This window comes from Methylobacterium sp. Leaf93, from assembly GCF_001422345.1.
Lineage (GTDB): Bacteria > Pseudomonadota > Alphaproteobacteria > Rhizobiales > Beijerinckiaceae > Methylobacterium > Methylobacterium bullatum.
In genome coordinates this window covers 427,478-450,449 of the sequence record NZ_LMMS01000026.1, presented here as the reverse complement: position 1 = coordinate 450,449, position 22,972 = coordinate 427,478, and the positions used below count along the sequence as shown (strand labels likewise).

19 protein-coding genes and 1 pseudogene are annotated in these 22,972 nt (G+C 67.1%); 10 read left to right on the top strand and 10 right to left on the bottom strand.

From position 1 onward, the window contains the following. Positions 1-5: 5 nt before the first annotated feature. The 4 genes and pseudogenes from ASF26_RS15845 to ASF26_RS15830 form a co-directional block, all read right to left on the bottom strand. Complete coding sequence (locus ASF26_RS15845; protein ID WP_056255738.1) at positions 6-1,868, bottom strand: extracellular solute-binding protein; 1,863 nt, start codon at positions 1,866-1,868, stop codon at positions 6-8. After that, positions 1,865-3,676, bottom strand: coding sequence for an extracellular solute-binding protein (locus tag ASF26_RS15840; protein ID WP_244475961.1), 1,812 nt, complete (start codon positions 3,674-3,676; stop codon positions 1,865-1,867). The genes ASF26_RS15845 and ASF26_RS15840 overlap by 4 nt, the downstream gene beginning before the upstream one ends. Positions 3,677-3,883: 207 nt before the next feature. Beyond that, the gene (locus ASF26_RS15835; RefSeq protein ID WP_056146519.1) at positions 3,884-5,149 is read right to left on the bottom strand and encodes an alpha-hydroxy acid oxidase; all 1,266 of its coding nucleotides are present in this window, start codon (positions 5,147-5,149) and stop codon (positions 3,884-3,886) included. Positions 5,150-5,591: 442 nt separating this feature from the next. Then, positions 5,592-6,137, bottom strand: a pseudogene (locus ASF26_RS15830) (cytochrome c family protein); the annotation flags it as partial. A 245-nt stretch (positions 6,138-6,382) separates the two neighbouring features. Between ASF26_RS15830 and ASF26_RS15825 the strand changes: the two are divergent. Together ASF26_RS15825 and ASF26_RS15820 are read left to right on the top strand one after the other, a co-directional pair. Next, complete coding sequence (locus tag ASF26_RS15825; RefSeq protein WP_056255735.1) at positions 6,383-7,126, top strand: 3-deoxy-manno-octulosonate cytidylyltransferase; 744 nt, start codon at positions 6,383-6,385, stop codon at positions 7,124-7,126. Positions 7,127-7,146: 20 nt separating this feature from the next. Continuing rightward, positions 7,147-8,019, top strand: a complete 873-nt coding sequence (locus ASF26_RS15820) for a prephenate dehydratase (protein ID WP_056145752.1) — start codon at positions 7,147-7,149, stop codon at positions 8,017-8,019. Between the two features lie 7 nt (positions 8,020-8,026). Here ASF26_RS15820 and ASF26_RS15815 read toward each other — a convergent pair whose 3' ends face one another. Beyond that, positions 8,027-8,752, bottom strand: a complete 726-nt coding sequence (locus ASF26_RS15815; protein ID WP_056255732.1) for a tyrosine-protein phosphatase — start codon at positions 8,750-8,752, stop codon at positions 8,027-8,029. A gap of 206 nt (positions 8,753-8,958) precedes the next feature. Here ASF26_RS15815 and ASF26_RS15810 point away from each other — a divergent pair, with 206 nt between their 5' ends. The 3 genes from ASF26_RS15810 to ppa all read left to right on the top strand — a co-directional run bounded on the left by ASF26_RS15810 (position 8,959) and on the right by ppa (position 10,648). Then, the gene (locus tag ASF26_RS15810; RefSeq protein WP_056255730.1) at positions 8,959-9,465 is read left to right on the top strand and encodes a GNAT family N-acetyltransferase; all 507 of its coding nucleotides are present in this window, start codon (positions 8,959-8,961) and stop codon (positions 9,463-9,465) included. A gap of 123 nt (positions 9,466-9,588) precedes the next feature. Beyond that, positions 9,589-9,930 carry a hypothetical protein gene (locus ASF26_RS15805; protein ID WP_018044680.1) on the top strand — a complete coding sequence of 114 codons (342 nt, stop codon included), beginning with the start codon at positions 9,589-9,591 and terminating at the stop codon, positions 9,928-9,930. A 181-nt stretch (positions 9,931-10,111) separates the two neighbouring features. Continuing rightward, on the top strand, positions 10,112-10,648 hold the full coding sequence (ppa, locus tag ASF26_RS15800; protein ID WP_056255727.1) for an inorganic diphosphatase: 537 nt from the start codon (positions 10,112-10,114) through the stop codon (positions 10,646-10,648). A 235-nt stretch (positions 10,649-10,883) separates the two neighbouring features. Here ppa and ASF26_RS15795 read toward each other — a convergent pair whose 3' ends face one another. Then, positions 10,884-12,155 carry an FAD-dependent monooxygenase gene (locus tag ASF26_RS15795; protein ID WP_056255874.1) on the bottom strand — a complete coding sequence of 424 codons (1,272 nt, stop codon included), beginning with the start codon at positions 12,153-12,155 and terminating at the stop codon, positions 10,884-10,886. A gap of 289 nt (positions 12,156-12,444) precedes the next feature. Here ASF26_RS15795 and tesB point away from each other — a divergent pair, with 289 nt between their 5' ends. From tesB to ASF26_RS15770, 5 genes are all read left to right on the top strand, one after another. Then, positions 12,445-13,314 carry an acyl-CoA thioesterase II gene (gene tesB / locus ASF26_RS15790; protein ID WP_056255726.1) on the top strand — a complete coding sequence of 290 codons (870 nt, stop codon included), beginning with the start codon at positions 12,445-12,447 and terminating at the stop codon, positions 13,312-13,314. A gap of 283 nt (positions 13,315-13,597) precedes the next feature. Next, a complete protein-coding gene (locus tag ASF26_RS15785; RefSeq protein WP_018044676.1) occupies positions 13,598-13,936 on the top strand; it encodes a P-II family nitrogen regulator in 339 nt (112 codons plus the stop codon). Positions 13,937-14,024: 88 nt separating this feature from the next. Further along, complete coding sequence (locus ASF26_RS15780) at positions 14,025-15,530, top strand: ammonium transporter (protein WP_056255723.1); 1,506 nt, start codon at positions 14,025-14,027, stop codon at positions 15,528-15,530. A gap of 296 nt (positions 15,531-15,826) precedes the next feature. Further along, positions 15,827-16,783, top strand: a complete 957-nt coding sequence (locus ASF26_RS15775; RefSeq protein WP_244475949.1) for a TorF family putative porin — start codon at positions 15,827-15,829, stop codon at positions 16,781-16,783. A gap of 214 nt (positions 16,784-16,997) precedes the next feature. Further along, entirely contained in the window at positions 16,998-19,724 is a 2,727-nt protein-coding gene (locus ASF26_RS15770) for a DNA translocase FtsK (RefSeq protein ID WP_056255721.1), read from the top strand. A 9-nt stretch (positions 19,725-19,733) separates the two neighbouring features. On the opposite strand, the gene ASF26_RS15765 is transcribed toward ASF26_RS15770, so the two are convergent. The 4 genes from ASF26_RS15765 to ASF26_RS15750 are packed head-to-tail and all read right to left on the bottom strand — an operon-like array spanning position 19,734 to position 22,917. Then, positions 19,734-20,057, bottom strand: a complete 324-nt coding sequence (locus ASF26_RS15765; protein WP_082477660.1) for a YnfA family protein — start codon at positions 20,055-20,057, stop codon at positions 19,734-19,736. A gap of 49 nt (positions 20,058-20,106) precedes the next feature. Continuing rightward, entirely contained in the window at positions 20,107-21,609 is a 1,503-nt protein-coding gene (locus tag ASF26_RS15760) for a TIGR01777 family oxidoreductase (protein WP_056255717.1), read from the bottom strand. 25 nt (positions 21,610-21,634) lie between these two features. Then, on the bottom strand, positions 21,635-22,333 hold the full coding sequence (locus ASF26_RS15755; protein WP_244475960.1) for a DUF4166 domain-containing protein: 699 nt from the start codon (positions 22,331-22,333) through the stop codon (positions 21,635-21,637). Between the two features lie 23 nt (positions 22,334-22,356). Further along, positions 22,357-22,917 (bottom strand): MarR family transcriptional regulator, encoded by a 561-nt coding sequence (locus ASF26_RS15750; RefSeq protein WP_056145774.1) that lies wholly within the window; start codon positions 22,915-22,917, stop codon positions 22,357-22,359. Positions 22,918-22,972: the final 55 nt, after the last annotated feature.

Below are 22,972 nucleotides of genomic sequence, written 5' to 3'. Positions count from 1 at the left end.
GGTCCTCAATTCCGGCCGATGCGCCGGGCCTTGTCGGCATCGTGCCACCAGATCGCCGGCGCGCCGAGATCGTAGGCCGGACCCGGGGAGGGGTGGCCGTAGACGTCCCACAGGGCGAGCCGGTGATCGGCCTTGTACCACATCGGGATCCAGTAGCGGCCCGAGCGCAGCACCCGGTCGAGGGCGCGGGCGGCGGTCGTGAGATCGGCGCGAGCGGACGCATCGAGCACCCGGCCGATCAGGGCATCCACCGTTGCGTTGGAGATGCCGGCGAGGTTGTCCGAACCCGGCGTGGCGGCGCTGGCCGAGCCGTAGACCTGTTTCAGTTCCGGCCCCGGCGTCGGGCCGCTGCCATAGCGGCGCGAGGTGATGTCGAAGTCGAAATCCTTCAGGCGAGACTGATACTGGGACGTATCCACCCGCCGGATGGTGGCCTTGATCCCGATCAGGCCGAGATTGCGGATGAAGGATTGGGTGTGCGGCTCAAGGGCCGGATCGGCGTCGAGGAACTCGATCTCCAGGGGTTTGCCCCCCGGCAGCGTGATGGTGCCGCCCTCCCGCGTGCAGCCCGCTTCACGCAGGAGCGCCACGGCGCGGCTGAGGAGCGCCCGGTCCTGGCCGGATCCGTCGGATTGCGCCGGCTGCCATGCCTCGCCGAAGACCTCGTCGGGCAGGCCGGCGCGCATGGGGTCGAGCAGCGCTAGCTCCTCGGGCGACGGCTTTCCGGTGGCCTTGAGGTCTGAATTCTCGAAGAACGAGGCGGTGCGGATATAAGCACCGAACATCAGGTTCTTGTTCGCCCAGGGGAAGTCGAAGCACAGGCCGATCGCCTCGCGGACCCGGCGATCCTTGAACGCCTCGCGGCGGGTGTTGATCCACCAGCCCTGCGTGCCGGAGGGGCGCGCATCCGGCACCACCTCCTTGCGCACGCGGCCCTCGCGGAAGGCGGGGAAATTGTAGCCCGTCGCCCACTCCCTTGCGATGAACTCCTCGTGAAAGGTAAAAATCCCGCCCTTGAAAGCCTCGAATCCCGCCAGACGGGTACGAAAATACTCGTAGCGGATCTGCTCGAAATTGTTCTGGCCAATCATCACCGGCAATTCGGCGGCCCAGTAATCGGCCACCCGCTCCAGCTCGATGAAGCGGCCGGCCTCTAGCCGGCCGACCTTGTAGGGGCCCGACCCCATCGGCGGCTCGAGCGTCGAGGCCTCGAAGTCGCGGCCGGAATAATAGGCCTTCGAGAAGATCGGCAGGGTCGCGACGAAGAGCGGCAGATCGCGGCTGCGGCCCTTCTCGAACCGCACGACCACGGTCTCGTCGCCCTCCGCCACGGCGTCCGCCATGTCGCGGATCACCTGGGAAATCTCGGGGTGCCCCTTCTCCTTCAGCAGATTCAGGGAGAAGGCGACATCGGCGGCGGAGAGGCGCGAGCCGTCATGGAACCGCGCCTGCGGGCGCAGGGCGAAACGGTAGGTCAGGCCGTCCTCGCTCGCCTCCACGCTGCGGGCGACGAGGCCGTAGAGCGAATCGGGCTCGTCCAGCGCCCGCACCATCAGCGTATCGAAGGTGAGGTTCATGCCGGCGGCGCCGTCGCCGCGCAGGACGTAGACGTTGAGGGTGTTGAACGTGTCGCCGGCCTGGTTGCCGAGGGTGGAGGAGAGCTGCGCCGAGAACCGGCCGCCGCGTGGCGCGGCCGGGTTCACATAGCCGAAATGCGGGAAGTCGGCCGGGTATTTCAGCTCGCCGAAACTCGACATGCCGTGGCTCGCCCCCTTGGGGGCGGCCCCCGCCGGCTTTGTCAAAGCGGTGGCGATGCCCAGAGCACCGGCCCCGGCGACGAAGTCCCGGCGGGTCGGCGCGACCCTCACCGGGGCGCCCCGGTCTTGGCGGCCAGCGCCTCGTCGTACCACCACGTAGTCGGGAAGCCGGAGGAGCCGTAGAGCGGGAGGGTGGCCGGATGTCCGAACCGGTTCCAGCGCAGGGTCCGCGACACGTTCGAGGCCCATTGCGGCACGACGAAGTTGTGGGCGAGGAGCACCCGGTCGAGGGCATGGGTGGCGGCGAGCACGCCCGGACGGTCCTTGGCGAAGATCACCCGCTCGATCAGCGTATCGATGGCCGGGTCCTTGATCCCGATCAGGTTGTCCGACCCCTTCTCGTCGGCGGCAGCCGAGCCCCAATCGTCACGCTGCTCGTTGCCGGGAGAACGTGACTGGCCCCAGCTGTTCGTGATTACGTCGAAGTCGAAATTCCGCAGCCGGTTCTTGTACTGCGCCAAGTCGATCATGCGCAGGGAGGTCTGGATGCCGATGAGCTTGAGCTGTGCCGAAAAGGAGAGGATCGGCGGCTCGAACGCACTCTGAGACTCCAGGAACTCGACGGTGAGCGGCTCGCCGGTCTTCAAATTGGTCATGCGACCGTCGCGCAGCTCGTAGCCGGCCTCCCTCAGGAGACGCACCGCCTCACGCAGGTTGGCGCGGACGGCATCGGGCGTGCCGTTCACCGGATTCGTGTAGGGCGTCGTGAAGACAGAGGCCGGGACCTTGTCCTTCACGCTTTCGAGGATCGCCAGTTCCTCGCCCTGCGGCAGCCCCGAAGAGGCGAGTTCCGAGCCGAAGAAATACGAGTCTACGCGCTTGTACATCCCGTAAAAGATTGAGCGGTTCATCTCCTCGAAATTCATGGCGAGGTTGAACGCGCGCCGGACACGTTCGTCGGAGAACTTGGCCTTTCGAGTATTGAAGACGAAAGCCTGCATCCTGCCATCGCCACGATCGGGAAACTCCTCCTTAATCAGTCGGCCCTGCTTCACCGCCGGAAAATCATCGTATGCAGTAGACCAGTTGCGGGCGACATTTTCATTGCGGAAATCTACCCGGTCGCCCTTTAAAGCCTCGATGAGCACGGTGGAGTCTCGAAAATACTCGTTGCGCATCGTACCGAAATTGTAGCGCCCCGCATTCACCGGCAGGTCCGCGCCCCAGTAATCGGCCACGCGCTCGTAGGTGGCGCTGCGGCCCGGCTCGAACTTGGCGAGGCGGTAGGGGCCGGAGCCGAGGGGAATCTCGAGGGTGGTCTGGGTGACGTCGCGCTGGCGACCCTCGGCATCCTTGCCCGTCCACCAGTGCTTCGGCAGAACCCGGAACTGGCCGAGAACCTGCGGCAACTCGCGGTTGCCCTTGTCGGCAAAGGTGAAAGTGACATCGCGCGGGCCGGTGACCTCGCCCTTCGTCACGGTTTTGTAATAGGCCGCGTAGAACGGGTTGTTGGCCCTCCACGTCTTGTAGGACCAGACCACGTCCTCGGGCGTGATCGGCTGGCCGTCATGCCAGCGGACGTTTTCGCGCAGGCGAAAGGTGACGGAGGACAGGTCGTTGGCGAGTTTTACCCCCTCGGCGAGAAGGCCGTAGGAGGTGAAGGGCTCGTCGAGCGACTCCGTTAGGAGGGTATCGTAGATCTGCGCGACCCCGCCTTCGAGATCGCCCTTTAGACCCGCCACGACGAGGTTGAAATTGTCGAAGCCGCCCTGGGTGCCCAGGCGAACGAGGCCGCCCTTGGGAGCCTTCGGGTCCGCGTAATCGAAATGCTTGAATTCGGACGGGTATTTTGGCTCGCCCATCAGCGCTATGCCATGGGCCCATCCACCGTCCTGCGCGGCGGCACGCGCACTCTCCACGAAGCTCGCCAAGGCGAGGGAGGCGGCGAGTAGGCGTCCGATCAGGGCTTTTCGCTTCACGAGGCGGCTGTCTCCCGAATTCCATGGCCGAAGCCGTCGAGGGCTTTGGCGGCATGTCCTTCTAGGACGCCGGGGCGGGGCACGCCAAGCGGGCAGATCTCCGGCGCGTCGGTTGAACGCGCCGGAGATCGGGTCTCGTAAAGGACGTCAGACGATCTGGACGCTCTTCGGCGTGATTTCGGAGAGCTTGGTGGCTCCGACCTGGCGCATGATCGTCTCGAATTCGCGCTGCATCAGGGTGAGCACCATCTCGACGCCGGGCTGGCCGAAGGCGGCGAGGCCCCAGACATAGGGACGACCGACGCAGACGGCGGTGGCGCCGAGCGCCAGTGCCTTCAGCACGTCGGTGCCGCGACGGAAGCCGCCGTCGATGAGGACCGGGACCTTGCCGTTCACGGCGGCGACCACTTCTGGCAGGGCGCCGATGGTCGATTGCAGGCTCTCCTCGGCGCGGCCGCCGTGGTTGGAGACGATGATCGCGTCGACGCCGTGGGTCAGGGCGATCTTGGCGTCTTCCTGGGTCACGATGCCCTTGAGGACGAGCTTGCCCTTCACGATGCCGCGCAGGCGCTTCACGTAGTCCCAGGTCATGCCGGTGCCGTAGAGGTTGGTGACCTTCGACACGTCGATCTCGTCGAACATTGGCTTGCGGCTGACTTCGTTCTTGAAGCCCGGCGTGTGGCAATCGGTACAGGTGCGGGTGTCGGCGCGGCGCTCGCGGAACAGCGTCTCGGTGTTGCGGCCGCCCTGGCGGTCGACGGTCAGCACGATGGCGGGGGCGCCGGCCGCCTCGGCCCGCTTCACCAGCTTCTCGGTCACGGACCAGTCGTCCGTGGGGTAGAGCATGTACCAGACGGGGGCGCCGCGCTCCTTGATGACGTCCTCGATGGAGGTGCTGCCCACCGTGGACAGGATCATCTGGTGACCCTTCACCTTGCAGGCCCGGGCGGCGGCCGCCTCGGCTTCGGGATGGAACGCACCCACGCTGCTGACGGGGGCGAGCGCGATCGGGCTCGCCCAGGTCTCGCCGAAGATCTTCACGGTCGTGTCGATCTTGCGCACGTCGATCAGGCGGCGGACGCGGATATGGATCTTGTCGAAATCGTCCCGGTTGGCCTTCAGCGTCTTGTCGGCATCGACGCCGCTGGCGAGGTAGCCGTAATGCGCCGGGGGCAATTCCTTCTTCGCCACGGGCTCGAAATCGAACACGTTGAGGGCCTGCGCCGGGGAGGCGATGAGGTCGCCGTTCATCACGGGGGCGGCGCGCAGGACGTCGTAGCTCTGGGCCACCGCTTCCGTGGTTCCGAGGGCGGCGATTCCCGCCAGGGCGCGTGCGGCGCTCGGCGCGAACAGGGGGCTGGACGAGAAGTAGGCCAATAGTTTCCGGCGGTGGATCGATGCGTGTTCACCCATGGCAGACTTTCCCTCGACACCGTTCGACATACGTCTCGCTCTCGCTTGCTTCGATTTGCCGGACCTTCCTGCACCAATTCTATTGTGCGATGCAATAACTGTTATAATTCTAAATCGTAGCGTGCATGCCTTCCGCCGCCAACGCGATGAGGTCGGCCGATGCGGTACTCCAACGCGATCCGGGCTCAAAATCGCAGATCGGCGGCGATATATGTCGATTTGCGTCCTGCGCCGCGCTTTCACGATGGCGCGATCCGCCGGATCTCAGAGCTGAGCAGGCGACGTGATTCGCCCGGCACTACCGCATCGCAATATGAAAAGGGCCGGTCGACGAGTCGTTCGGAACAGGAAAGGCGCGGACATGCCGCGCCTTTCCGTCGAGCCGATGAAAACGTGTCGGCAAAGCCGAAATTTACTGCGCCGGCTTGTCCTCGGCGGCGGCCTTCTCGACGGCGGGAAGCGGCGCCGGGGTGTCGGCGAGCGAGCGCAGATAGGCGATCACGTCGGCGCGCTCCTGCGGGGCCTGGATGCCGGCAAAGGCCATCTTGGTGCCCGGCACGTAGGTCTTAGGGTTGGCGAGGAAGTGGTCGAGCTCGTCGTAGGTCCAGGTGCCGCCCTTCTCCTTCAGCGCGGCGGAATACTCGAACCCGCTCTCATGGGCGCGCTGGCGGTCGACCACGCCCCAGAGGTGCGGACCCACCTTGTTGGGGCCGCCCTTCTCGAAACTGTGGCAGGCGGCGCACTTCTTGGCGGCGCCGGTACCCTTCTCGACGCTGGCGCTGGCGAGGCGGACCGGAAGCGGCTCGACCTTGGCCGCAGCGGCGGCGGCGCCGCCGGCCGCCTCGGGCTGAGGCTCGGGCAGGGCGTAGCCGGCACTTCCCGCCGGCTTGGCGCTGTAGATCAATTCGGCGACGAAACCGGAGCCCATGGCGAGAAGGAGAGTGCCGAGTACGGCGCCCGCGACCTTGTTCAACTCGAAAGAGTCCATTCTCGACAACTCCGGGGGCGTCCGCCGGTTGCGGCGGCAGGCGTGGCCCGGTGAGCGGATGCCCCGGACTCTGGAAATGTTCGAGGGTGAATAGCGGTTAAGGGCCGACCTTGACAATGGCGGAGCGGGCGGCCGTGTAGTCGCATAGCGCCGGATGTCATTCTCCCGCACCCGCGACCGTGCGCCGATGACAACGCGCACCGCCCCTGCTACTCCCCCGGCTCGCTGCGGAGATACGCCGGTCGATGTCGGATCCCCTCGTTCTCATTCCCGCCCGCATGGCCGCCACCCGGCTGCCGAACAAGCCGATGGCCGACATCGCCGGTGAGCCGATGATCGTCCATGTCTGGCGCCGCGCCGTGGAAGCCGGGATCGGACCGGTGGTCGTGGCCACGGATGCCGTCGAGATCGTCGAGGCGATCGAGCGGGTCGGCGGCCTCGCGACCCTCACCCGGGCCGATCATCCCTCCGGCTCGGACCGGCTGGCCGAGGCGCTCGACATCATCGATCCGCAGGGCAACCACGACGTGGTGGTCAACGTACAGGGCGACCTGCCGACGATCGACCCCGCGATCATCGGCGCGGCGATCATGCCGCTGGCCGATCGCGCCGTGGACATCGCCACCCTCTGCGCGATCATCACCCGCGAGGAGGAGCGGCACGATCCCAACGTGGTGAAGCTCGTCGGCCACCATGTGGGGCCCAACCGCCTGCGTGCGCTCTATTTCACCAGGGCGCAGGCGCCCTGGGGGGAGGGGCCGCTGTTCCACCATATCGGCCTCTACGCCTATCGCCGCCGGGCGCTCACCCGCTTCATGGCCCTGCCGCCCGGCGAACTCGAGACCCGCGAGAAACTGGAACAGCTGCGGGCGCTGGAGGCGGGCATGCGCATCGACGCCACCGTCGTCGACGACCTGCCGCTGGGCGTCGACACCCCCGCCGACCTCGAACGGGCGAGGACGGTGCTCCTGGCCCGGCGCCTCAACTGACGAACCGAGTTGTTTCTCCCATGTCCGACACGACCGAATCCCGCACCACGATCTCCTACCAGGGCGAGCCGGGCGCGAATTCGCACATCATCTGCGCCCAGGCCTATCCCGACTGGACGCCGCTGCCCTGCGCCTCGTTCGAGGAGGCCTTCGCGGCGGTGAACGACGGCCGGGCCGCCCTGGCGATGATCCCCATCGAGAATTCCATCGCCGGGCGTGTCGCCGACATCCATCACCTGATCCCGAGCTCGAACCTGCACATCGTGGCCGAGCACTTCCTGCCGATTCATTTCCAGCTGATGGCGCTTCCCGGCACGCCGATCGAGGCGATCCGGACGGTGCACAGCCACGTCCACGCCCTGGGCCAATGCCGCAAGATCATCCGCCGGCTCGGGCTGAAGGCCATCGTCGCCGGCGACACCGCGGGCGCGGCGCGGGAAGTCGCGGAAGCCGGCGATCCGAGCCGCGGCGCGCTGGCCCCGGCCATGGCGGCGGGCGTCTACGGGCTCGACATCCTCGCCCGCGACGTGGAGGACGAGAGCCACAACACCACGCGCTTCGTGGTGTTCTCGCCCGAGGCGGTGGAGATCCCGGCCGCCTCGGGGCCGACGGTGACGAGCTTCATCTTCCGTGTGCGCAACATCCCGGCCGCGCTCTACAAGGCGCTGGGGGGATTCGCCACCAACGGCGTCAACATGTCGAAGCTCGAAAGCTACATGGTCGAGGGCCAGTTCTCGGCGACGCAGTTCTATGCCGAGGTCGACGGCCACCCCGAGGATCCGGGCCTCGCCCGCGCGCTGGACGAACTCGCCTATTTCTCGCGGGAACTGCGCATCATCGGCACCTACCCGGCCCATCCGTTCCGCGAGACCACGCGGCTGGCGGCGGAATAGCGCGCGCTTATTCCCGCTTGATCACCCGGTCGACCACGAGATCGGACCAGAAACCCGGCCGGAACTCGCGCTTCAGGGCCTCGGGGTCGTAGACCGTCTCGATCCAGGTCAGGAAATCCAGCCCCTTCGCCTCGCCCTCGCGCAGGTAGAGGTCGAAGAACGCATCGAGGATCCCGGTCTTGGCGAAGCGGAAATGGCCGTACCGGGCCGAAAGCTGACCCATCGCCTCCGAGACGGGCACGCCTTCGTGCAGGATGAGGAAGAGGGCGGCACCGAGACCGGCCCGGTCTGCCCCGGACTTGCAATGCATCACGGCGGGATACTGGAGGCCGTCGAAGAACGCCTTCGCGCCGAGGATCGTCTCCTTCGACGGCGCCTCGCGCGAGCGCAGGACGAACTCGACGAGGGTCAGCCCCTGCTGCGCGCAGGCCTCGCGCTGGAGCGGCCAGGAGCCGTGCTCGCGGCCGCCGCGCAGGGAGATCACCGTGCGCACGCCTTGCCGCCGGAACCAGGCGAGCTGGTGCGGCGTCGGCTGGGCCGAGCGCCAGACCTTGCCGGTGCCGATCTTGTGCCGGTTGAGATAGGCCAGCCGGAACACGCCGTGATCCACGAGCAGCATGTTGGCCCAGGCTCGCATGCGCGCACCCCGGCCGGCGATCGGCTGCTCGAAGCGGGCGATCCGCGCCATGCGCCGGGCATAGCGGATCTCGGGCTTGATGAATCTGTTGAACACGGGTGGCGGCGGGAACCTGTCGAGAGGAGCGTGCGGCGGCTCTAACAGCCGGGGCAGCGTCGGGCAAACGGATGTCGCAGAATTGCGCCACTCACGCCTGGGCAAGCACACTTTCCGGAACTCGGCATCCGGCTTGCCTTCATCATGCCCGTATCGTGGATTTCGATGCGCGATCGTTCCCGTTTCCACCAAGCGTAGGGACAGTCATGAAGACGAGCACCACCAGCATCCGCCGCGCCCGTCCGGGAGACGCCGATCGGTTGAGCGACGTCTTCGACGAAACCTGGCGGGAGGCCTATCGCGGCGTCATCCCCGGCATCTCCCTGGAACGGATGATCTCCCAGCGTTCGTCGCAATGGTGGGTCGGCGCGGCCCAGCGCAACCGCCCCCTGGTCGTGGTCGAGATCGGCGACGAGGTCGTCGGATACGCGATCTACGGGCAGGCGAGGGGCAGCGCTCTGAAGGCATCGGGGGAGGTGGACGAACTCTACATCCTGCCGGCCTATCAGGGCCTGGGCCTGGGCCGGCGCCTGTTCCGCGCGGTCCGCAACGATCTGGCCGATCACGGCTTGACGCGAATCGGGGTCTGGACCCTGGCGGGCAACGACCGTGCCTGTGACTTCTACGCCGGTCTCGGCGGCATCAAGGTGGCCGAGGCCGTCGACCGCATGGCCGGCGCCGTCCTCTCCAAGGTGGCCTATCGCTTCGAGTGAGTCCCGATCCCGTCATCGGGGAACCCTGAAGGCGGGGCGGTACGTTGATCCTGCGCCCGGACGTCGCCGTTCCCATATGGGGGAACGCGTCGCGACGTCCTCGCGCCGGATCTAGGGACCACAATGACCGCCAGCCAGCAGGATCTGCCACGCCGTGAGTGCACGGCGCAGGATTGGGACGACCGCGTCACCCGCCTCACCGAGAAATTGCCCGACCGGTTGCGGCGCGCCATCGAGTGGCTGCGCGAGCCCTCTCGCCGCTGGGTGAGAATCGGTGCGGCGATCCTGTTCATCCTGGGCGGCGTCTTCTCGATCCTGCCCGTGCTCGGGCTCTGGATGCTGCCCGTCGGGCTCGCCCTCCTCAGCCAGGACATCCCGGCCCTCAAGGTCCCGCTCGAACGCTCGGCCCGCTGGATCGAAGGGGTCTGGCGGCGCTGGTTCGGATCGGGCGATCAGAAATCCTGATCCGTGACTCCGGCCCCGACTGTATGGGCCGGGGCTTTCAGCGCGGAAAGGGCGCGCAGCGGTTACGATAAGCCGCAAAAGCCCCGCGCATCGGGCCAAGGTCGATTTCCTTTAACGCGGAAGGGATTTAAGAGACGCCGAAACAGCGCCTTGGATTGCTGCAGGCTCGAGCGAGGACCCCATGATCATCGACTCCATCTCGATCGGAAAGAACCCGCCGGACGACGTCAACGTCATCATCGAAGTGCCGATTGGCGGCGATCCGATCAAGTACGAGATGGACAAGGAATCCGGTGCCCTCGTGGTCGATCGCTTTCTCTATACCGCGATGCATTACCCGGGGAATTACGGTTTCATTCCCCACACACTCTCGGGCGACGGCGATCCCTGCGACGTTCTCGTGGCGAATACGCGCGCCATCGCTCCCGGCGCGGTCATCAGCGTGCGCCCGGTGGGCGTCCTGGTGATGGAGGACAATGCCGGCGAGGACGAGAAGATCATCGCCGTGCCGTCTCGCCACCTCACCATGCGCTACGACCGGATCGAGAATTACACCGACCTGCCGGACATCACGATCCAGCAGATCCAGCACTTCTTCGAGCATTACAAGGATTTGGAGCCCGGCAAGTGGGTGAAGATCAAGCGCTGGGGCGACAAGGCCGAGGCCCAGCGCCTCATCAACGAGGGTATCGAGCGCGCCAAGGCCGAGAAGGTCTGAGAGCCTTCTTCGATCGGATCTTTCCGCAGCGTGTGATTCCAAGGCGGCCCGCCTGCGAAAGTCGGTCGTCCAGACCAACCACCTCATCCTGAGGTGCCCTTTGCTTGAGCAAAGGGCCTCGAAGGAGCTTTCAGTTGCCACGCGATCCCTGGAAGCCTCCTTCGAGGCCGCTACGCCGCGCCTCAGGATGAGGTAATGTCTTGGAAAGACAACCCGAACAGGCGGTGAGACCGTCTCACAACGCCTCGCCCCGCATCAGCCTGGGCGAGGCGCCCCGCGAGGCCGATGCTTCGCCGATGAAGAGCGACTTCAATCCCGGCATCCGGTCGACGAGGCCGAGCCCGAGATCGCGCATCAGCCGAACCGGCAGGATGTCGTTGGAGAACAGGCGGTTGAGCCCGTCCGTGGCGGCCGCCATGGCGAAAGTGTCGAAGCGCCGGCTCCGCTCGTAGCGCTGCAGCACATCCTTCGCCCCCGGATCGAGCCCGAGGCGCAGGGCCTCTGTGATCTCTTCCGCCAGGGAGGCGGCATCGGCGAGGCCGAGATTCAGCCCCTGGCCGGCGATCGGGTGGATGACATGGGCCGCATCGCCCATCAGGGCGAGCCGCTCGCCCCGGAAGCTTCGTGCCATGCCGAGGGAGAGCGGATGGGCACTCGGCCCGTCTTCGAGGACGAGACGGCCGAGATTGAGCCCGAAGCGGCGTTCGATTTCCCCGAGGGTTTCCTCAGCGCTGCCGCCGATCAGCGCCTCCACATCCGCTGCCCGCTCCGTCCAGACGATGGAGGAGCGGTGGCCGAGCGCGCCGCCATCCACCAGGGGCAGAATGGCGAAGGGACCGCTCGGCAGGAAATGCTCGAAGGCCCGGCCGCCATGGGGACGTTCATGGCCGATCGTGGCGACGATGCCCGTCTGCGGATAGGACCGGCCGACCCATCCGATCCCGGCCGCCTCGCGCAGCCTCGACCGCGATCCGTCCGCGGCGACCAGTAACGTCGCGTCCGTCTCGCGCCCGTCGGACAAGGCGAGGGCGATGCTCCGGCCGTTCGCCTGTGCGTGGCGGATGCCGAACGGTTCGAAGGCCACCCCGACGGCTTTCGATGCCGTCAGCAGGGCGTCGACGAGGTATTCTGCCTCTACCATATGGGCGAAGGGCTCACCGACGAGCGGCGATTCGCCGTCACCGTCCTGGCCGAAAGTCAGGAAGACCGGCCTCACCGGATCCGTCAGACGGCTGTCGCTGATCGCCATGTCGAGGATCGGTTCGGCCGCATGGGCGACGCCATCCCAGATTCCCAACCGCGTCAGCATGCGCCGTCCGCCGGCCGCCACGGCGAAGGCACGCCCGCGATGCCGCAGCGCGGCGCGGTCGAGCCCCGGATCGAAGACGGTGACCTCCAGGGCATCGCCATGAGCTTGGCGCAGGGCCAGGGCCAGGCTGAGACCGGGAATACCGCCACCGGCGATGACCACCTTGCGGAGCGCGCCACCTCGCATCGATCCGCTCATCCCCGTTCCGCCCATGCCCTTTGCCTCGTCCCCATTCCCACGGCCTGCAATGAGTGACACGTGGAGTGGCACCCCGCCGCGCCGGAGGCAACGCGCGACAGCGAAGCACGATGCGTCACCGGATCGGCCGGGTGGTTGCTTTCGATGAGATAGACGTTCATTCCCCGCGAGTTTCGCATTCCCGATGAGTCTTGCATTCCGGTCGAGCTGTGGCGATTCCCTCTGCCGTGACGCCGTTACGCCGTGATGCACGGCCGTATCGATGTCCTCAGCCCGGTGAAAGGCCCGCATGACCGGATCCGTCGACGAACTCCTCGCCTGCCTCGACCTCGCGCGCCTCGACGACGACCTGTTCCGGGGCCAGAGCATCGAAACCGGATGGTTCCGGGTGTTCGGCGGCCAGGTGCTGGGGCAGGCCCTCGTCGCCGCATCGCGCACGGTAGGGGCGAGCCGGCCGCCGCATTCCCTCCATGCCTATTTCATCCTCGCCGGCGACCCGGCCGCGCCGATCGATTACGCGGTGGAACGCATCCGGGACGGGCGCAGCTTCGCCACGCGGCGGGTGGTGGCCCATCAGCATGGGCGCGCGATCTTCACCCTGTCGGCCTCCTTCCACACCGACGAGGAAGGGCTCGTCCATCAGACCGCCATGCCGGACGTGCCGGGGCCCGAGGCGCTCCTCGACGCCCCCGCTTTGGCCGCGCAGGCAGGTCCCTCGATCCCGGCCACCATGCGCGCCTATCTCGGCCGAGCCACTCCGATCGCGCTGAGGCCGGTGGAGGTGCAGCGGTACATGTCGCGCGACCCGCGCGAGCCCCGCTTCCACGTCTGGCTCCGGGCCGGGGCGCGCCTGCCGGACGACCCGGCCATTCACCGCGCCGTCCTCGCCTATGCCTCCGACCTGATGCTGCTCGACGCGACCCTGATCCCCCACGGCAAGACGGTGTTCGATACCGCGATCCAATCCGCGAGTCTCGATCACGCCCTGTGGTTCCACCGCCCCTTCCGCGCCGACGAATGGCTGCTCTACGCGCAGGAGAGCCCAGCCGCCTCGGGCGGGCGCGGTTTCGCCAGGGGATCGATCTTCACGAGGGAGGGAGAACTCGTGGCATCCGTGGCTCAGGAGGGCCTGATCCGGCCGACCGCGGACGGCTCGTGATGCGCTGCGAGCTTTGCTTTACGGGCTACCATTCTGCTCACGTTATCGTCTGAATGATGATCATTTAGGCAATGATCGCGAAAAAATCGCACGATCACGCGTCAGTGATCGATCACTTTGTGTGCAGAACGGGAAATCGAGAAAAGTTCCCTTTGGCATAGTCCTTGAATGATGGGCGCCGATCGCTTGGCCATTCCGGCTGGTGCGAAACGCCGGATTGCCGGGCCGCGACACAGATCGCGCCGGTGACCGGGGGCATCCAGAACAAAAGGGGGCGCCGCCCATGAAGATCGTGATGGCTATCATCAAGCCGTTCAAGCTCGAGGAGGTCAGGGATGCGCTGACCGGAATCGGCGTCCACGGCCTCACGGTGACCGAAGTCAAAGGCTATGGCCGACAGAAGGGCCACACCGAAATCTACCGCGGCGCCGAATATGCCGTGAGCTTCCTGCCGAAGCTGAAGATCGAGGTCGCCGTCGCGTCCGATCTCACCAGCAGCGTCATCGACGCCATCGCCGCCGCCGCCCGCACCGGCCAGATCGGTGACGGGAAGATCTTCGTCGTTCCCCTCGAAAAGGCCGTCCGCATCCGCACCGGCGAGACCGACGTCGACGCGCTCTGAGCCCTCGCCCCGGCCGGACGACGCTCCGGCCCGCTTCCTCCTCCTTTCTTCACGTCACCATCGCACCGCGACCGGGAGTTCCGTTTCCATGAAACTTCGCAATGCCCTTGCGCTCGGGATGGGAGGCGCCGCGCTGGCCCTCCTGTTCGTCGAGCCATCCCTCGCACAGTCGCCGACCCCAGAAGTCGTCGCAGCGCCGGCCGCCGCCGCGCCCGTCCCCAACAAGGGCGATACCGCCTGGATGATGGTCTCGGCCGTCCTCGTGCTGCTGATGACCGTGCCCGGCCTTGCGCTGTTCTACGGCGGCCTCGTGCGCACCAAGAACATGCTGTCGGTGCTGACGCAGGTCTTCGCCATCGCCTCCATCGTCTGCCTTCTGTGGGTCGCCTTCGGCTACAGCATGGCGTTCACCAACGGCGGCGGTCTCAACGACTTCGTCGGCGGCTTCTCCAAGGTCTTCCTGAAGGGCGTCGACCCGTCCACCACCGTGGCGACCTTCTCGAACGGCGTCGTCATTCCCGAATACGTCTACATCTGCTTCCAGATGACGTTCGCGATGATCACGCCCGGCCTCATCGTCGGCGCCTTCGCCGAGCGTATGAAGTTCTCCGCCCTGCTCGTCTTCTCGGTGCTGTGGGTCACGCTGATCTACTTCCCGATGGCGCACATGGTCTGGTACTGGGGTGGTCCCGATCTCGTCGGCGATGCCGCCAAGGCCCTGGCCGCGGCCACCGACGACGCCTCCAAGGCAACGGCACAGGCGGCTCTCGATGCGGTCAACGCCGATGCGGGCATGCTCTTCAAGTGGGGCGCCCTCGACTTCGCCGGCGGCACCGTCGTGCACATCAATGCGGGTATCGCCGGGTTCGTCGGCTGCCTGATGCTCGGCAAGCGTATCGGCTACGGCCGTGACCTCCTCGCCCCGCATTCGCTGACCATGACCACCATCGGCGCCTCGCTCCTCTGGGTCGGCTGGTTCGGCTTCAACGCCGGTTCGAACCTCGAAGCCAACGGCTCCGCGGGTCTGGCCATGATCAACACCTTCGTGGCCACCGCCGCAGCCGCCGTCTCCTGGCTCTTCGTGGAGTGGATGCTCAAGGGCAAGCCCTCGCTCCTGGGCATGCTGTCGGGCGCCATCGCCGGCCTCGTCGCCGTCACGCCCGCCGCCGGCTTCGCCGGTCCGATGGGTTCGATCGTCCTCGGCCTCGTCGCCGGCGGCGCCTGCTTCATCATGTGCTCCACGGTGAAGAACGCCCTCGGCTACGACGACTCCCTCGACGTCTTCGGCGTCCACTGCATCGGCGGCATCCTCGGCGCCCTGGCCACCGGCATCCTGGTGAGCCCGGACTTCGGCGGCGTCGGCATCCCCGACTACACCAGCAAGCCCGGTGAACTCGCTGTCGGCGCCTACAACATGGCGGCGCAGCTCCTGGCCCAGGGTAAGGCCGTCGGCTTCACCATCCTGTGGTCCGGCATCGGCTCCGCCATCCTGTACAAGCTCGTCGACCTGACCATCGGTCTGCGCGTGACCCAGGACGAAGAGCGCGAAGGCCTCGACATCGCCGACCACGGCGAGCGCGCCTACAACTACTGATCCCGCCTAAACACGATCTCAACCGAACCGAGAGGCCCCGGTCGCTATGCGACCGGGGCCTTTCTCATGTCCGTGGCAGCCGTCGAGAGCCGCATCGACGCCCCCGACCGTGAAGCAGAGCCGGCTCACGCCGCCGGAGTGGGGCGAAAATGTGATGCGAATGCAACACCCCCATGGCAAGTCCCGCGAACGACCGTATTTGCCTATTTGCTGGGCAATTGCATCAAAGTTAGTTTTGCGAAGCTCGGCCGGATTTGGCAACTTGCAAATCACAGAATAACTGGGGCTGAACTCTGATGACACTGAAGCTAACCGCACTGGGGACTGCCGCTTCCCTCGCCGCGTTCCTGAGCGTTGGCAACGTCAACGCCGCCGACCTTGCCGCGCCGAAGACCATGCCGGTCGAGGCGAAGGCGCCCGATCCGCTGATCGGCTTCTCGTTCGGCTCGCGCTATCAGACGGACTACAACTTCCGCGGTGTGTCGCAGTCGAACCGCCAGGGCAGCTACCAGTCCTTCTTCGAGGCCCAGTATTTCGGCGGCTTCGCCTATACCGGCCTCGCCACCTACCAGACCCGCCTGCCCACGCAGCCGGACATGGAGTTCGATCTCGCCGCCGGTATCCGCCCGACCTTCGACAAGTTCGCCCTCGATCTCGGCGTGCTCTACTACTTCTACCCCAATGAGAAGCGCCTGTTGGGCCCGGGCGGCGCGTTCCTGACCACCGCCAACACCGACTTCATGGAATACGCAGCCAAGGGCACCTGGACCGCGACGGACTCGCTGACCCTCGGCCTCAACGTGTTCTACTCGCCGAACTTCCTGGGCCAGCACGCCAACGGCACCTACACCTCCGGCACGGCCGCCTATACCCTGCCGGCCAACTGGTTCTCGTTCCTGCCCGAGGCCTATTCCGGTGGATTCTCGATCTCGTCCGAGCTCGGCTACTACTTCCTGACCGCCGCGAAGACTTCCGCCACCGGGCAGGTCGCGGTGAACCTGCCGAGCTACCTCTATGGTAACGTCGGCCTGTCCTATACCTATAAGAACATCGTCCTCGATGTGCGCTACCACAACACCAACCTGAGCAAGACCGACTGCTTCAACTTCACCGGCGACTACCGCGGCTTCAACAACGGCGGGACCTCCAAGTGGTGCGGCGATGCCGTCATCGGCTCCATCACCTTCCAGACCTCGACTGCGGCTCCCGGCATCTATGCCGAGCCGGGCGGTCTCCTGAACCTCTTCCGCTAAGCGCCAAGCTCAGCAATGGACGAAGAAAGGCCCCGGAGCGATCCGGGGCCTTTCTTCGTTGGCGGCACGGACCGGATTCGACGAGGCGAGTCGTGAAAGGGTCCGAAAACACGGACATCTGTGCGGGCCGCGCTAACGATCTCTAAGCCTTAAACAGCCGTTAACTCGGTCGACATAGCGTTACCGGATCGTTTCTCCCTGCGTCTGGTCCCGTATGCGCTCGCTCCGCCGTTCCGCATCGCCCTACGACACTTTCGTCGACAGCTTCAGGCCGTTCCTGGCGAAGCGGATGACGGAGATGGGCGGTCTTCTCCTGTTCGCGGGCGCGACTGCGCTCACGGTTGCCCTGGCGACGTGGTCAATCGACGATCCGAGTATCAACCACGCCACCGACCATGCCGCGCACAACGTGCTCGGCACCAGCGGCGCGGTGGTGTCGGACCTCGCGATGCAGCTCCTCGGCCTCGGTTCCCTGGCCTTCGCCCTGCCGCCCGCCTTCTGGGGCGTCCAACTCATGCGGTCTCGGGAACTGCCCCGGGGCGGCCTGCGGATCACCCTCTGGATCATCGGCTTTTTCGCCGCGAGCGCTGTGGCGAGCGCGCTGCCGCCCACTGCCCGCTGGCCCCTGCCCACCGGGCTCGGCGGCGTGGCCGGCGATGCCCTGATCCACACCGCGCGGCTCATCGTCGGCGCCATCGCGTCCCCGGCCACGGCCCTCGTCGGTTTCGCCTTCGCGGCGGTGGCGATCCTCTGCCTCACCGGCGCCTGCCGCGCCGGAGCCGAGCCGGAGGAAGACTCCTACGATCAGCACGCTCCGTCCGCGTCCAACCAGCGTCCGCCCCCCTCCGCCCGGCATGACGGCCGCTACGAAGAGGACGAGCCGAGCCTCGGCATCGTCTCCCTCGGCACCCTGGCGCATCTTCTGATGGGCGGCCGGACCGCCATCACCAGACGAATCGCCGAGTGGCGCGCCGACCGGGCGGCGGCGGCCACCGAACTCGCTTATGCCGGCGCCTCGCCAGCGCTCGCCGCGCGCCGCGCCTTCTCGGACGCGGACGACGCGCCATGGTCGAGCCATGTGCCACAGGACGTGGGACACCAGCCGAGAGGCGATGCCGCCTCGGCGCGTCGCGAGCCGGTCTTCGAGCCGCAGCCCGTGGCGGAGCCCCGGCCGGTGACCCGCCGCCCCCTCCCGGAACCGATCCTGCACGATGACGAGCCGGACGATGGCGGCGAGGAGTTCTACGCTCCCGAAGAACCGGCCGCATCGGCGCCGGCGCTGCGCTCCCGTGTCGCCCCGGTGGCACCGTCCCCCGCGCCGGCACCGATCCGGCGCGCGTCTCCCGCGCCGGCCTATGGCGCGGAGAGCTATTCCCATCCTCCCCTCGACCTGCTCGGCGAGGCGCCGGGCCTGTCCCTGGCGAGCCAGGTCTCGACGGAAGCCCTGGAGCAGAACGCCACCCTCCTCGAGGCGACGCTCAGCGATTTCGGCGTGCGCGGCGACATCCTGGCCGTGCGCCCCGGCCCGGTGGTCACGCTCTACGAACTGGAGCCGGCGCCGGGCACCAAGTCGAGCCGCGTGATCTCCCTCTCGGACGATATCGCCCGCTCGATGTCGGCGGTCTCGGCCCGTGTCGCCGTCGTGCCCGGCCGCAACGCCATCGGCATCGAATTGCCCAATGCTAGGCGCGAAACCGTGTATCTGCGCGAACTTCTCGCCTCGGCGGATTTCGTCGAGACGAAGCAGAGCCTCGCTTTGTGCCTCGGCAAGAACATCGGCGGCGAGCCGATCATCGCCGATCTCGCCAAGATGCCCCACCTGCTCGTTGCCGGCACCACGGGCTCGGGCAAGTCGGTGGCCATCAACACGATGATCCTGTCGCTGCTCTACCGGATGAAGCCGGAAGAGTGCCGCCTGATCATGGTCGACCCCAAGATGTTGGAACTGTCGGTCTATGACGGCATCCCGCACCTGCTCTCCCCCGTCGTCACCGACCCGAAGAAGGCGGTCATCGCCCTCAAATGGGCCGTGCGCGAGATGGAGGAGCGCTACAAGAAGATGTCGAAGGTCGGTGTGCGCAACATCGACGGGTTCAACGCGCGCCTCGCCGAGGCGCGCGGGCGCGGCGAGGTCCTGACCCGTACGGTCCAGACCGGGTTCGACCGCGAGACCGGCGAGGCGGTCTACGAGACCGAGGAGATGGATCTCAATCCGCTCCCCTACATCGTGATCGTGGTCGACGAAATGGCCGACCTGATGATGGTGGCCGGCAAGGACATCGAAGGGGCGATCCAGCGTCTGGCGCAGATGGCCCGTGCCGCCGGCATCCACCTCATCATGGCGACGCAGCGCCCGTCGGTGGACGTGATCACCGGCACGATCAAGGCGAACTTCCCGACCCGGATCTCCTTCCAGGTCACGTCCAAGATCGACAGCCGCACGATCCTCGGCGAAATGGGTGCGGAGCAGCTCCTTGGCCAGGGCGACATGCTGTTCATGGCCGGTGGCGGGCGCACCACCCGCGTCCACGGCCCGTTCTGCTCGGATTCGGAAGTCGAGAGCGTGGTCGCCCATCTCAAGCGCCAGGGCCGGCCGTCCTACCTCGAAGCCGTCACCGCCGATGATGGCGAGGACGACGACAAGGGCTCGAAGGGCGGCGGGAAGTCGGCCAAGGGCTCGATCGACGAGATCGAGGTCGATGGCGCGGTCTTCGACCAGGGCAGCTTCGGCGAAAGCGGCGGCGACCTCTACGCCCAGGCGGTGCAGGTGGTGATGCGGGACAAGAAGGCCTCGACCAGCTACATCCAGCGCCGTCTGCAGATCGGCTACAACCGTGCCGCCTCGCTCATGGAGCGGATGGAGGTGGAGGGTATCGTCGGCTCGGCCAACCACGCCGGCAAGCGCGAGATCCTGGTGGAGCCCGATCCGCACGAGATGTGACGCGCGCTGTCAGGCGCGCGGCGCGAACAGGATGATCCCGGTCCCGACGAGGCAGATCGCGGCACCGGTCATATCCCACCGGTCCGGCCTCTGACTCTCCGCGAGCCAGAGCCACAGGAGCGAGACGGCGATGTAGACCCCGCCATAGGCCGCGTAAGCCCGGCCCGCCGCATCGCTCTCCACCCTGGTGAGCAGCACGGCGAAGAGGACGAGGGACGCCACGCCCGGCAGCGCCCACCATGCCGAGCGGCCGAGCCGCAGCCACGCCCAGAAGGCGAAGCACCCGGCGATCTCGGCCAAAGCGGCGCCGGTATAGACGAGGGCGGTGATCAGGGGTTCACTCCATCACGAAGGGGGGCCGCACGCCGCGTTCCCATGCCGGTCATTCTCTAACCGGGACGACGGCCCGCGAGGGCCGGGCCTCCGCCTCCCGCCCGATATCCCGGCCCAGCATGGATCCGAGCGCCGAATCCAGCCGGGCATGCCGGAAGGCGAACCCGCTGGCGAGCGCTTTTTCGGGCAGCACCCTCTGCCCGCCAAGCAGCATCTCCTCGGCGAAGTCGCCGCCCAGCCGGCGCAGGGGCCACGCCGGAAGGGGGAGGATCGCCGGCCGACGGAGATGCCGCGCCAGGGATGCAGCGAAGTCGGCGTTGCGGACGGGCTCCGGTGCGGTCGCGTTCACCGGCCCATGCAGGGTGGGCGTCGCGATGGCGTGGCAGATCAGGCGCACGAGATCGTCGCGCGAGATCCACGACATCCATTGCCGCCCTGAACCGATCCGTCCCCCGAGGCCGAACTCGAACGGCATGAGAAGCCGGGCGAGGAGCCCGCCTTCGATGCCGAGAACCAGTCCGGTCCGAAGGAGGACGACCCGTGGGCCGAGGGCGGCGATTCCCGTCGCCTTCCGCTCCCAGGATTCGCAGATCCTGTGGGTGAACGCCGGAGCCGCCGGGCTCGATTCGGTGAGGCTCTCATCCCCGCGCAAGCCGTACCATCCCACGGCCGAGCCGCTGACGACGACGGACGGTGGCCGGTCGAGGCGGCCCACCAGTTTGGCGAGCCCGCGCGTCATCCTCAGGCGCGACGCGAGGATCGCGCGGCGCTTGGCGTACGTCCACAGCCCATCGGCGATCGGTTCGCCGGCGAGACTTACGATGGCGTCGAGCCGCGTGTCGGGCGGTAGTTGGTCAAGGCTGGTGACGATTCTCAGCGGCGCCGGCAATGCGGCCGCCTTCGCCCCGTCGCGGGTCAGGACCGTCACGTCGTGGCCTGCCGCCACGAGGCTCGCGGCGAGGCGCCGGCCGACGAACCCGGTGCCCCCCGTGACGAGGATCCTACTAGCTGGTGCGAGCGCATCCACGAGACCGGCCGGCGCAGTCGGGTCGAGGCGCTCGGACCGTTCGGCCGCGAACCAGTCGCGCAGGCCGAAGATCGCGACGGAGAGCGAGGCGCAAAGGGCGAGAACGCTCCAGGCACCGTGGCTGACCCAGGCGATACCCGTCGCCTCCCCGGCCCAGCCGAGCAGCACCGGCAGGATGAGGACGAGGATCGCACCGTAATTCAGCGCGAGGAGCGTGTGGTTCACCCGTTCGGTGGCCGGCAGGCGGCGGCTCAGATCCTCTTCCACGAAATCCATGAGCGTGATGACCACCTCCACGATGAGCACGCCCATCACGATCCAGGCGAGAAGCCCCTTCGGCTCGGCGAACCCAAGGGTGAGGAAGAGCAGGGCATAGAGCCAGTTGCGCACGGCGTGCAGGCGCAGTTCCCCGCGCTGGGACGGGCGCCAGGCGAGGCGTTCGGTCAACTCGTGGTGGTAGAGCGTGTCGAACGCTCCCATGGCGATCTGTACGGCGATGAGCGACCAGAGCAGGGTCGAGGTCATGGTGTCGGGTCTCCCGCATGATGGATCAGGCGTCGACGACGTCGTGAAACTCCGCTTCCTGGTGGATCAGGAGCCCGAACCAGGGGTGGCGGATCGTGAGGGTGAAGGCGAAGCGGTTCGCCCCGGTCTCGCCGTGGGTGACCGTGAGACTGCCCGGCGTCAGGAAACCGGGTAGCGGCAGACGCCATCCGCCCAGCCGGAGGAAGTAGCGGCGGCTTGAAAAGACCAGCCTGCCGTCGACGACGGCGACATCGAGGCTCATGCCGAGGCCGCCGCCCACATGCTCTTCGAGGCCGGTCGGCCCGCCGAAGCGCTTGGCCGAGTTGATGGTCTGGGGAAATCCGCCGGGCCGAGCGTAGAGCCGGGTCCAGACCTGCCCGCCGCCCGACCGGTCTTCGGTGACGGAGACGACGCTGGCGAGGCCGGCCCCCCTGGAGGTCGGCAGCGGACCGCCGATGAGTCGGGCGGCCTGTGCCAGGAGCCAGCCGAGGCGGCTCATCCGCGTCTCGATCACGGTTCCCACATAGACGGCGCTGGTGCCGGGTTGGAGACGCTTGGTGAAGCGCCGCCGGATCGCGGGCAACAACGTGGTCCAGTCCTCGTCCGCGATCAGGCTGCGGAACCGCAGGTCGCGGAGGTCGGCCTCGTGCGCACGGGCGATTACCGGGCTTTCGCCGATGGGAGGCGCCGTGCCTCCCACGGAAGGCCCCCTCAATGCCGTCATCGTCATGATCGCGGCTCCCCGGTTCAGCCTTCGGGCTTGGAGGGCAGGAAGCGCACGATCCGGCTGCCGAGGCGGATCAGCTTGGCGAGGGTCGCGTGCGGAACGCCGAGCATCTGGCTGTGCCAGCGGTCCATGGTCTCGGTGAATTCGAGCATCGCCTTGAGGCGGCGGGAGGCGACGGCACCGATGGTCGGATCGCCCTCGGCCTGCGCCACGCAGGTGCGCAGGGCCGCGATCGCCGGGTCGATCTCACGCTCCTTGCGGCCGGCGGCGATGCGCGTGACCATCTCCCACAGGTCGGTCTCGGCAACGAAGTGATCACGGCGCTCGCCCAGCACGGGGACGCGCCGGATCAGGTTCCAGCCGGACAGTTCCTTGAGCGACGTCGAGACGTTAGAGCGCGCGATGCCCAGCGTCGCCGCGATCTCCTCCGCCGCCAGGGGCTTGTCCGATAGGTAGAGCAGGGCGTGAATCTGGGCGACGGAGCGGTTGACGCCCCATTGCCCGCCGAGATCGCCCCAGTGAAGGATGAAGCGCTCCACCGCCACGGGGAGCTTTTCGGGAGTGTCTGTAATTTCTGTCATGACAGAAATTACAGACATAAAAGAACCCAAGTCAAGCGACCGCTTCGTCGGGCGA